Here is an 11,326-nt window from a genome sequence, read left to right as displayed (position 1 = left end):
TGAGCGTGCCGGCAATCAGCTGCCAAAGCTCAAGCCTGCGGCTGCGGCGTGGAATGGGCAGCAGATCTTGGGTAAGCCCCCAGCCTGCATAGAAAGGCAGGCCATAGCAGCTGACTTTTTTGCCGCGCAACAAGGCTTCAAAACCGGTCAGCGAAGTCATGGTATGTACTTCGTCTGCGTATTGGAGACAGGTCAGGATATCTGCTTGCTCGGCGGTTTGGTCGGCATATCGTGCCGTATCTTCAGGGGAAATATGGCCGATACGGTTATCGCTGACTACATCGGGATGCGGTTTGTAGATGATATAGGCATCGGGATTGCGTTCGCGTACGGTACGAAGCAGATCCAGATTGCGATAGATTCGGGGCGAACCGTAGCGGATAGACGCATCATCTTCAACCTGGCCGGGAACGAGGATCACGGTTTTGTCGGTTGATGGAGCGGTAAAGTCTGAGCTGTCGACGTTGTATTTGCTGATGTGGTTTTCGGTCAACATTTTTTGCAGCTTCAAGGCCGTCTGAAAGTCTTGATCGTCGAAGTTTTGGTTTTGCAGGATGTGTTCAAGACGGGACGGGATTTCGGCATTGAAATAAATGCCCATATCGTCGGTAACGAGCGACAGCGGCGGGACTAAATTAGAACCAAGCCCGACCGAGCGGATAAAGCCGTCTTCCATGCGCAGCAGGGGGATGTGGTGTTGTTCGGCAAAACGGACGATGGCCTCTTTACCGTTGCCCCAGGCAAGGATGCGTGCATCATCGGACAGTTTGACTCCGGCCAGTTTTTGGGTGGAGGAGATAAATTTCAGACGGCAAGAGGGTACGTTAAAGAATGGTTTGGCAACCGCGCGTTTCCACAAAGACATGCCGACACAATACAACTCGCCACGCAATTTGTCGTTTTTACGTTTGACCGTTGCCAGATAGTCGATGATATCAAAGAGGCTACCTGCTTCGCCGGTATTGGGGTTGAGGTAGCGGCTGTATTGCAGATAGGCCGCGGCGAAGAGCTGCAGCAAGTTGCGGGGGCGCGTCGTTGGGTTCGAACAAGGCTATCGATTTTAGGATGGCGGTCGTCGTTCACGCCCCATCCGGCATACCACGGCAGGCCGAAGGTGGTCAGCGGTTTGCCGCACAAAAGCGCCTCAAAACCCATTTGTGAGGTAACGCAATAAACCTTATCGACGTTTTGCAACAAAGAAATCGGATTGATGTCTTCTGCCAAAAGATGGACGCGGTGTTGCTGCGCCAGCCGGGTCAGATAGCCTTGTTTTTTGCCGCACAAAACATCGGGATGGGTTTTGACCCAGATATCGGCTTGCGGGTTTTCATTCAAGGCCGTCTGAAACATCAGTTCAAACGTAGAGGCGTCTGCGCCGCCATACTGGATGGCCATATCGCCGAAGGTTTGGTCGATGATGAGGACGGTTTCGGGCTTGGATGGGGAACGTAAAGGATGATCGTCTGAAAGTTCGGGCGCGTGGTTGTATTTGGATAGATGATGTCGCAGGATGAAATCCATCGCCTGCTGCGCCTGAGCCAAGGTTTCAGACGGCATGGTATCGGAGGCAAGAATCAGTTGTTCCAAACGAGAAGGACGTGTGGTGTCGTAGTAGATGCCGATGTCGTCATAGACGATGGAATAGGGCGGATAACCGGCGACACCCAGTCCGAGCGAGCGTAAAAAGCCGTCTTCCAACGCAATAAAGGGAAGCCGGTGTTCAGCGGCGAAAGTACGCGCTTTGTGTGTCGTCGGGCGCAAACCCCAGCCGACCACAGCCTCTGCTCCTTTTCCATCTTTGCAGATATGAAACTCAGGCAATAGGGTGGAGAGATGGGGGATTTTGCGGATGCCGCGAGAGGGAATGTAGGCGTTTTTCACAATGCGTTTTCGTCGATTATTGTTATTAATGGATTGTAGGCCGTCTGAAAAGAGGAGCATTCTTTCAGACGGCCTGAATTATTTTTTAAAACGTTACGGCTTCGCCCAATACTTTGCCTGCCAAGTCTTTAGGCGACAGGTTCGGCTCGCCTTGCAACGGCCAGTTGATGCCGACGGTCGGATCATTCCAAATCAGCGAGTGTTCGGCTTTGGGGTTGTAATAGTCTGTACATTTATAGACGAACTCGGCTTCATCGCTCAATACATAGAAGCCGTGAGCGAAACCTTCGGGTACCCACAGTTGGCGTTTGTTTTCTGCGGACAGAATTTCGCCTACCCATTTGCCGAAAGTGGGGGAGTCTTTACGCATATCGACGGCCACGTCGAATACTTCGCCGACAACCACGCGTACGAGTTTACCTTGTGTGTTTTCAGTTTGATAGTGCAGGCCGCGCAATACGCCTTTACTGGATTTGGAATGGTTTTCCTGCACGAAGGTGCGGTCGCAGATTTGGGTTTTGAACCACTCGTCGCGGAAGGTTTCCATAAAAAAGCCGCGCGAGTCGCCGAAGACTTGGGGCTCAAGCAGTTTTACGTCAGGAATGGCGGTATCAATGATGTTCATCGTTTTATCTTTCATCTAAAGGCCGTCTGAAAAGTTTCAGACGGCCTCAAACATTATTTTTTTAACAGGCGCAGCAAATATTGGCCGTATTGGTTTTTCGCCATCGGGCGCGCCAGCTCTTCCAGTTTTTCATCAGAAAGCCAACCGTTGCGCCAAGCGATTTCTTCCAGACAGGCGATTTGCAGGTCTTGGATGTTTTGCACGGTTTGGACGAATGAAGCGGCTTCGTGCAGGCTCTCGTGGGTGCCGGTGTCCAACCATGCGAAACCGCGTCCCAAAAGTTGTACCGACAATGAACCGTCTTCCAAATACATTTGGTTGAGGTCGGAGATTTCCAATTCGCCACGGGCGGACGGTTTGATTTGTTTGGCGAATTCGACGACGCGTTGATCGTAGAAGTACAAGCCGGTTACCGCCCAATCGGATTTGGGCTGTTGCGGTTTCTCTTCGATAGACAGGGCGTTGAAGTTTTCGTCAAATTCAACCACGCCGAAACGCTCGGGATCTTTAACCTGATAACCGAATACGGTTGCGCCGTGGGTCTTGGCGGCAGCCTGTTTCAATGTTTGCGTAAACGATTGGCCGTAGAAAATATTGTCGCCCAAAACCAAGCAAACATTGTCGTTGCCAATAAATTCTTCGCCGATGATAAATGCCTGTGCCAAGCCGTCCGGACTGGGTTGAACGGCATAGCTGATGGAAATGCCGAAATCGCTGCCGTCGCCAAGCAGGCGTTTGAAAGAGGCGTTGTCTTCGGGCGTGGTAATGACCAAAATATCGCGGATTCCTGCCAGCATCAATACGGACAGGGGATAGTAAATCATGGGCTTGTCGTACACGGGCAGCAGTTGTTTGGATACGCCGCGCGTGATGGGGTAGAGGCGAGTGCCGCTGCCGCCGGCAAGGATAATGCCTTTCATGGGTTTTCTCCTGAGTAGTGTGTGTTTGCATGATTTTCAGACGGCCTAATATGGGAACAGGCCGTCTGAAAACTTATTTTCCGGTGCCTAAACGCTCTAAACGATAGCTGCCGTTCAATACGTTTTGCCACCAGGTTTTGTTGTCCAAATACCATTGCACTGTTTTGCGGATGCCGGATTCGAATGTTTCCTGAGGTTTCCAGCCCAGCTCCCTGCCGATTTTGGCAGCATCGATGGCGTAGCGCATGTCATGGCCGGGGCGATCTTGTACGAAAGTAATCAAATCTTCATAACGCGCCACGCTGGCCGGTTTTTCAGGAACAAGCTCTTCCAGCAGGGCGCAGATGGTTTTGACGACTTCAATATTGGCTTTTTCATTGTGGCCGCCGATATTGTAGGTTTCGCCGACAACACCCTCGGTAACAACCTGATACAGTGCTCGTGCGTGGTCTTCGACAAACAGCCAGTCGCGGATTTGCATACCGTCGCCGTAAACGGGCAGTGGTTTGCCGTCGAGCGCGTTCAGAATCATCAAAGGAATGAGTTTTTCCGGAAAATGGTAGGGGCCGTAGTTGTTGGAGCAGTTGGTTACGATGGTCGGCAAACCGTAAGTACGCAACCATGCGCGGACGAGGTGGTCGCTGGACGCTTTAGAAGCAGAGTAGGGACTGGACGGCGCGTATGGCGTGGTCTCGGTAAACAAATCGTCTGTGCCGTGCAAATCGCCATAGACTTCATCGGTAGAAATATGGTGGAAACGGAAGGCTTCGCGCTTTTCAGACGGCATTTGTTGCCAGTAGGCTCGGGCCGCTTCAAGCAGATTGAATGTGCCGACGATATTGGTTTGGATAAACTCGCCTGCCGAATCAATAGAGCGGTCGACATGGCTTTCCGCAGCCAAGTGCATCACGGCATCAGGCTGGTGTTGTGCGAATACGCGGTCGAGTTCGGCGCGGTCGCAAATATCCACTTGTTCAAAAGCATAGCGAGGATTATTGGCTACCTCAGTCAAAGATTCCAAATTGCCGGCATAAGTCAGCTTATCGACATTGACGACAGAGTCTTGGGTGTTTGGGATAATATGACGGACAACGGCAGAACCGATAAAGCCCGCGCCGCCGGTAACAAGGATTTTTTTCATAAGTTTCAGAGGATAGTCAAAATAATATAAACGGATTATAGCAGACAGAAAGTGTGTTTTTCAGATAAAGAGGCCGTCTGAAAACATCTCTTTCAGACGGCCTGTATCAGTTCAACTTAATCGTCGTAGCCATTTGGATTGTTGCTGACCCAACGCCATGAGTCTTCCATCATCTGCGCCAAATCGCGCTTGGTTTCCCAACCGGTCTGCGCTTTGGTGTAGGCGGGATCGGCGTAGAAACAGGCCAAATCGCCATCGCGACGCGGTTTGATTTGGAACGGAATAGTCAAACCGGAGGCTGCCTCAAAGGCACGGATGATTTCCAATACCGAATAAGCACGTCCCGAACCCAAATTAAACAGGTGTACGCCCGACACATCGCTTTTCGCCTGCATGGCCGCCACATGGCCTTCCGCCAAATCCATCACATGGATATAGTCGCGCATACCCGTACCGTCTGGGGTAGGGTAGTCATCGCCGAAAACCGACAATTGCGGCAGCTTGCCTGAAGCCACTTGGCAGATATAAGGCAGCAGATTGTTTGGGATACCGTTTGGCTGCTCGCCGATCAAACCGCTTTCATGCGCACCGATAGGGTTGAAATAGCGCAACAAAATCACGCTCCAGCGCGGATCGGCCTTTTGGATATCCGTCAAAATGCGCTCCACCATAGACTTGGACGTACCGTAAGGGCTGGTCGTATCCCCCGGTTGCATATCTTCCGTATAAGGTACTTTACCCGGATCGCCGTAAACCGTAGCAGATGAGCTGAACACAATCTTAAATACGCCGGCACGCGCCATTTCTTCAGCCAAAACCAAGCTGCCCGACACATTGTTGTCGTAGTATTTCATTGGTTCGGCCACGCTTTCACCGACGGCCTTCAAGCCGGCAAAATGGATGACGGCATCAATATCGTGTTCTGCAAAGATTTGACGCAACACTTCACGATCACGGATATCCCCTTGATAAAAAGGCACAGACTTGCCGGTAATCTTTTCCAAGCGCGGGAGGATATTGGCAGACGAATTGCACAAATTGTCCAAAATCACAGCATTAAAGCCTGATTTCAGCAGGGAAACAACGGTATGGGAACCGATAAAGCCGGTACCGCCGGTGATAAGAATAGTCATTGGTTTTCCTTATACAGCATATGTTATCTTGTTTTGAATGAAGTGTATCAGTATTATCCTTTGTCTTCCCAAAAATTATCTTACGTTGTGCTGTCCTATCAATCGTTCAGATGGAATATGAAGGAATATATGAACATTACCCAAATTCTCTCCCAAGAACTCTCCGCCACTACCGCGCAAATCAATGCCGCCATTGAGCTTTTGGACGACGGCGCGACCGTACCCTTTATCGCGCGTTACCGTAAAGAAGCCACGGGTGGGCTGGACGATACGCAGCTGCGCCAGCTTGCCGAGCGGCTGCAATATCTGCGCGAATTGGAAGATCGCAAAGCCGTTGTTTTAAAAAGTATTGAAGAGCAAGGCAAGCTTTCAGACGACCTCAGGGCGCAAATCGAAGCTGCCGACAACAAAACCGCGCTGGAAGACCTGTATCTGCCCTATAAACCCAAACGCCGTACCAAAGCGCAAATCGCGCGTGAACACGGTTTGCAGCCGCTGGCGGACGTGTTGCTTACCGAGCAGCCGCAGGACGTGGAAGCCGCCGCGCAGGGCTACCTGAACGAAAACGTCCCCGACACCAAGGCCGCGCTGGACGGCGCGCGTGCGATTCTGATGGAGCAGTTTGCCGAAGACGCGGAACTCATCGGCACGCTGCGCGACAAGCTGTGGAACGAAGCCGAAATCCACGCGCAAGTCGTTGAAGGCAAAGAAACCGAAGGCGAAAAATTCAGCGATTATTTCGACCACCGCGAACCCATCCGCACCATGCCCAGCCACCGCGCGCTGGCGGTTTTGCGTGGCCGCAACGAAGGCGTGTTGAACATCGCGCTCAAATACCAGCCCGACGACACGCCGATTACGCAGCAAAGCGAATACGAGCAAATCATCGCCCGCCGTTTTAAGGTTTCAGACGGCCACAAATGGCTGCGCGACACCGTGCGCCTGACTTGGCGCGCGAAAATCTTTTTGTCGTTGGAGCTTGAAGCACTAAATCGTCTGAAAGAAGCCGCTGATACCGACGCGATTACCGTGTTCGCCCGCAATCTCAAAGACTTGCTGCTCGCCGCGCCCGCCGGACGGATAACTACTTTGGGTCTCGACCCCGGCTACCGCAACGGCGTGAAATGCGCCGTGGTGGACGACACGGGCAAGTTGCTGGATACGGTCATCGTCTATTTGCATCAAGAAAACAATATGTTGGCAACGCTGTCGCGCCTGATTAAACAACACGGCGTGAAACTCATCGCCATCGGCAACGGCACTGCCAGCCGCGAAACCGACAAAATCGCGGGCGAACTGGTGCGCGGAATGCCCGAAATGGGGCTGCACAAAATCGTCGTTTCCGAAGCCGGCGCATCGATTTATTCCGCGTCCGAACTGGCGGCGCGCGAGTTCCCCGACTTGGACGTTTCCCTGCGCGGCGCGGTGTCCATCGCCCGCAGGCTGCAAGACCCGCTCGCCGAGTTGGTCAAAATCGACCCCAAATCCATCGGCGTGGGGCAGTATCAGCACGACGTGAACCAAAGCCAGCTCGCCAAATCGCTGAATGCAGTGGTCGAAGACTGTGTGAACGCCGTCGGCGTGGATGTGAACACCGCCTCCGCCCCGCTCTTGGCGCGGATTTCCGGTTTGAATCAAACCCTTGCCCAAAATATTGTTGCCTACCGCGATGAAAACGGCGCGTTCGACAGCCGCAAAAAATTGCTGAAAGTACCGCGTTTGGGCGAAAAAACCTTCGAGCAGGCAGCAGGCTTTTTGCGGATTAACGGCGGCAAAGAGCCGTTGGACGCGAGCGCCGTCCACCCCGAAGCCTATCCTGTAGTTGCCAAAATGCTGGCGCAACAAGGCATTACCGCCGCCGAACTCATCGGCAACCGCGAGCGCGTGAAGCAAATCAAAGCGTCCGACTTTACCGACGAACGCTTCGGCCTGCCGACCATTCTGGACATCCTGTCCGAGCTGGAAAAACCCGGCCGCGACCCGCGCGGCGAGTTTCAGACGGCCTCATTCGCTGAAGGTATCCATGAAATCAGCGACTTGCAAGTCGGCATGATACTCGAAGGCGTGGTTTCCAACGTTGCCAACTTCGGCGCGTTCGTGGACATCGGCGTCCATCAGGACGGCTTGGTGCACATCTCCGCCCTGTCCAACAAGTTCGTCCAAGACCCGCGTGAAGTGGTGAAAGCCGGCGATGTGGTGAAAGTAAAAGTGCTGGAAGTCGATGCTGCGCGTAAACGCATTGCGCTGACTATGCGGTTGGATGACGAACTGGGTGGCACAGCCAAAGGCAACAGGCCGTCTGAAACCCGACATCAAGAACGCCGCGACCGCAAACCCCAACGCAACGACCGCGCCCCGACCAATTCGGCGATGGCGGATGCGTTTGCGAAGTTGAAGCGGTAAGGTAGAAAACCAATTAAAGGTCGTCTGAAAACTTTTCAGACAACTTTTGCCGGCATTTACAGTTGTAATGATACGTTTGTTTTAGTTAAATTCCGTTTATCTGAAATGGATTGTAGATTTTAGATGTAATGGTATTTTAATCAAAATTACAAGTTGAGTATCTGTTTAGTATTTTGTTATTGTTATGAAAGATTATTGGAAAACAGATATTGTTTTAGACTACTTTTGAATATTGGGTTTGTAACCCATTCTATATTTATTAAATTAATAAAAGATATTTCGGTTGAAATTTTAAAATATGGTAAAGATTTTTATATGTATTTTTTATTTTATCTTTATGATATGTTATTTTTTATTAGGTGGAATTTTATATGTATACAGGATAGAATATTATGATATTTTTATTATTTTTGTAAGAATTAATAAGTATATATTCTATGGTGGGGGGATCACTCTTTTTTTTCTTTCCTCTAGTGTAAAGTTTATTATTGGTAATATTACAGAGTCAAGTAAATTTTTTAAACAAATTAATATGATTTTTTATATTGTTCAGTATATTAATTTATTTATATTTTTTGCAATTTGTATTTCCGTTTTTTGGGTTGTGGTTTTTAGTTTAAAATTTGGAGTATGAGAATGCCAAACGCTGGATTTAGTTTTTTAAATATTGCACGCGAAAATGGATTAAGTACTGCTGATGCGATTCAAAATGCTAATAATATTCAGAAATATTTAGCCACGCCTGAAGCAGATAGAAATTCATTGGATGGCCTTGATGCTGCAATCGCAGCCTTATCTTTTGCCGCTACAAGTGCTGCTATGGGAGCTTCTGTAGCCAATGCAGGTCTCTCTGGTAATGCAAATGCAGCTGGTGCTATGTTGACGGGAGCTGCATATCAATTGAATGGGGCAGTTGCTTCAGCTTCTATGGCTGCAACTTATGCATATTTGAAGAGTAGTAGGTATCTTCAAATAAGCGTATAGTTCCAAATATCACAAATCCATCATCACAACCTTAGGAGTTCAAACCATGAAACCTGTTTTGTTTGCCGCGTTGATTTCCTGTTTCTCCGTTGCTGCATATGCGGCCTGTACCGACAGCCAGCAGCAGTGCGTGATTTATAAAAACGGCAACGTCGCGACAGAAGGCGGCTGTACGGTCAGCAAGTGCCAAAGTGCCGATGAGCAAGTGTTGAAATGGAAGCTGAAAAACGGCAAAGGCGTAACCGTGGAGATCGGTAAAAACGGTAAGGTTTTGGTGAACAAGAAACCGGGTGCGAAAGCGAACAACAGCAATGCGTCAGGCATGGGTTTGACATGCTATGCCGCCGATGCGGACAAACGCGAACAGTTTTGCTCAACCAATTATTGATTGGATTGTTGCTTTGATTAAAGGCCGTCTGAAAAGTGTTTCAGACGGCCTTGATGTTTATCCTTCCGATATTTTTTCATTGAGAAAGTCGATAAAGCTGCGCACTTTCGCACTGAGAAATGCCCTGTCGACATAGGTGGCGTTCAGTTGGTCTGTCCAGATGGTGTAATCGGGCAGGAGTTGGATCAATGTGCCGTCCTTCAATTCCTGCTGAACTGCCCAAAGGGGCTGATAGCCTATGCCTGCTCCTGCTTTAATCAGCTCGCGTATCATCAGTGTGTTGTCGCTGCGGATAACCGGGGAGAGATGGAGAATGGCTTTTTCTCCGGTGTGGTTTGGCCGCTGACTTGTCCTTCGTCATCGACTTCTATGGCCTGACGCTGTTTGCTGCCGGCGGTCTGAATAATGGTGGCGTCAATGACGGCGGCGGATGCTTTCTTTACTTTTAAGCCTTTTTCGGTCAGTTGGCGGTTGATCAGTTCCAGCAATTCGGACAGGGTGTCGTCTTACGCCAGCCAATTGCGGTAGCGGCATAAGGTGCTGTAATCGGGGATGCTCAACTCGTCGAAACGGCAAAACAGGTTGAAGTCGATGCGGGTGATGAGGCTGTGTTCGAGTTCGGGATCGGAGAGGCTGTGCCATTGTCCGAGCAGGACGGCTTTGAACATGGACAACAGGGGATAGGCGGGACGGCCGCGGTGGTCTCGGAGGTAACGGGTTCTTTGACGATTCAGGTATTGTTCGATCGGTTGCCAATCAATCACCTGATCCAACTTCAATAGTGGGAAACGGTCGATGTGTTTGGCAATCATGGCTTGGGCAGTTTGCTGGAAGAAGGTGGTCATGGAAAATCCCCTAAATGTCTTGGTGAGAATTTAGGGGATTTTGGGGAATTTTGCAAAGGTCTCAGATAGTACGGCTATGCGAGGCAACGCCGTACTGGTTTAAAGTCAATCCACTATAAGTCTTTTATTCGAGATTCATGTCCAGTTGAGCAAACCCGCCAAACAAAACAAAAAACCCGCAGCATAGCTGCGGGTTTGATACCTATTTAACACTAAACCAGTATTACCATTCGTAGTTCACGCCTACGTTGTAAGATGCAGAGCCGCCTGAAGAGGTGCCGACTGCAAGACCGGCCTTGGCTGCAAAGTTTTCATTGAAGCGGTAGCCTGCACCGACTGCAACTGCGGTGTCAGATTTGAAACCACCCAAAGCAGCGGTAACGTTAAACTTACCAACGCTGTAAGGTTGGAACAGACCGCTGAGGGCTGCTTGTGCAGCAAGACCTTGGCGGGTCTCTTTGCGCAGATTAGCTACGTTTTTGTCCAAGTTGTCGATACGCGCTGAGTTTTTAGCAATACCGGCAGCGTGTTGGTTGCTTGCTGTTTGCAGGGTAGCAATATCGGCTTTGTTAGCGGCAACTTGTGTGGCATTAGCTTTAACTGCATCTTGAGCTTGAGCAGCAGCAGTTTGCGCCGCACTTGCTACATTATTGGCAGCATCAGCGGATGTTTTTGCAGCTTTGGCATGGCTTTCAGCAGTTTCAGCAGATTTTTGGGCAACTTCAACAGCACCTTTTACCACTTGAGCTGATTTTTGAGCTTCAACAGCTATTGTTCTTACGCTTTCTACAGCAGTCTTATCAGCTTTGGTCTCAATTGCTGCTTTATTGGCGTCGATGTCTTGACGGTTAGCTTCTAAAGCGTCAGCTGCTGCTTTACCGGCTAATGCGAGATCACCGATGTCTTTATCCAAGCTGGCGATCGCATTGTTGAAGCCTTCGTTAGCTTCTTTTTGCTCTTCAAGTTTGGCAGTATTTTCAGCGATTGCTGCTTTATTGGCGTCGAT

Annotated in this window: 8 protein-coding genes and 3 pseudogenes; 3 read left to right on the top strand and 8 right to left on the bottom strand. The window is 50.1% G+C overall.

Annotated features, from left to right (window positions below):
• The 5 genes and pseudogenes from ACTHSN_RS08910 to galE all read right to left on the bottom strand — a co-directional run.
• A pseudogene (locus tag ACTHSN_RS08910) lies at positions 1-1,941 on the bottom strand (capsular polysaccharide biosynthesis protein); the annotation flags it as partial.
• A gap of 25 nt (positions 1,942-1,966) precedes the next feature.
• Positions 1,967-2,506, bottom strand: a complete 540-nt coding sequence (gene rfbC, locus ACTHSN_RS08905; protein WP_070461113.1) for a dTDP-4-dehydrorhamnose 3,5-epimerase — start codon at positions 2,504-2,506, stop codon at positions 1,967-1,969.
• Positions 2,507-2,559: 53 nt separating this feature from the next.
• Positions 2,560-3,426 carry a glucose-1-phosphate thymidylyltransferase RfbA gene (rfbA, locus tag ACTHSN_RS08900; protein WP_049332928.1) on the bottom strand — a complete coding sequence of 289 codons (867 nt, stop codon included), beginning with the start codon at positions 3,424-3,426 and terminating at the stop codon, positions 2,560-2,562.
• Positions 3,427-3,499: 73 nt separating this feature from the next.
• Positions 3,500-4,567, bottom strand: coding sequence for a dTDP-glucose 4,6-dehydratase (gene rfbB, locus ACTHSN_RS08895; protein ID WP_070461100.1), 1,068 nt, complete (start codon positions 4,565-4,567; stop codon positions 3,500-3,502).
• 116 nt (positions 4,568-4,683) lie between these two features.
• Entirely contained in the window at positions 4,684-5,700 is a 1,017-nt protein-coding gene (gene galE / locus ACTHSN_RS08890) for a UDP-glucose 4-epimerase GalE (protein ID WP_003747972.1), read from the bottom strand.
• A 129-nt stretch (positions 5,701-5,829) separates the two neighbouring features.
• On the opposite strand from galE, the gene ACTHSN_RS08885 reads away from it, so the two are divergent.
• The 3 genes from ACTHSN_RS08885 to ACTHSN_RS08875 all read left to right on the top strand — a co-directional run bounded on the left by ACTHSN_RS08885 (position 5,830) and on the right by ACTHSN_RS08875 (position 9,475).
• The gene (locus ACTHSN_RS08885) at positions 5,830-8,103 is read left to right on the top strand and encodes a Tex family protein (protein WP_070461102.1); all 2,274 of its coding nucleotides are present in this window, start codon (positions 5,830-5,832) and stop codon (positions 8,101-8,103) included.
• A gap of 636 nt (positions 8,104-8,739) precedes the next feature.
• On the top strand, positions 8,740-9,087 hold the full coding sequence (locus tag ACTHSN_RS08880) for a hypothetical protein (RefSeq protein ID WP_039861883.1): 348 nt from the start codon (positions 8,740-8,742) through the stop codon (positions 9,085-9,087).
• Between the two features lie 46 nt (positions 9,088-9,133).
• On the top strand, positions 9,134-9,475 hold the full coding sequence (locus ACTHSN_RS08875) for a hypothetical protein (RefSeq protein ID WP_070461105.1): 342 nt from the start codon (positions 9,134-9,136) through the stop codon (positions 9,473-9,475).
• Between the two features lie 57 nt (positions 9,476-9,532).
• Here ACTHSN_RS08875 and ACTHSN_RS08870 read toward each other — a convergent pair.
• The 3 genes and pseudogenes from ACTHSN_RS08870 to ACTHSN_RS08860 all read right to left on the bottom strand — a co-directional run.
• A pseudogene (locus tag ACTHSN_RS08870) lies at positions 9,533-9,802 on the bottom strand (LysR substrate-binding domain-containing protein); the annotation flags it as partial.
• A pseudogene (locus ACTHSN_RS08865) lies at positions 9,796-10,320 on the bottom strand (transposase); the annotation flags it as partial. The pseudogenes ACTHSN_RS08865 and ACTHSN_RS08870, both read right to left, overlap by 7 nt.
• A 223-nt stretch (positions 10,321-10,543) precedes the next feature.
• Positions 10,544-11,326, bottom strand: a 783-nt coding sequence (locus ACTHSN_RS08860) for a YadA-like family protein (protein WP_440365270.1), incomplete at its 5' end; no start/stop codon positions are given.

This window comes from Neisseria sp. P0009.S010 (genome assembly GCF_051958545.1).
GTDB lineage: Bacteria > Pseudomonadota > Gammaproteobacteria > Burkholderiales > Neisseriaceae > Neisseria > Neisseria subflava_A.
This window is presented reverse-complemented; position numbering and strand designations above follow the sequence as displayed.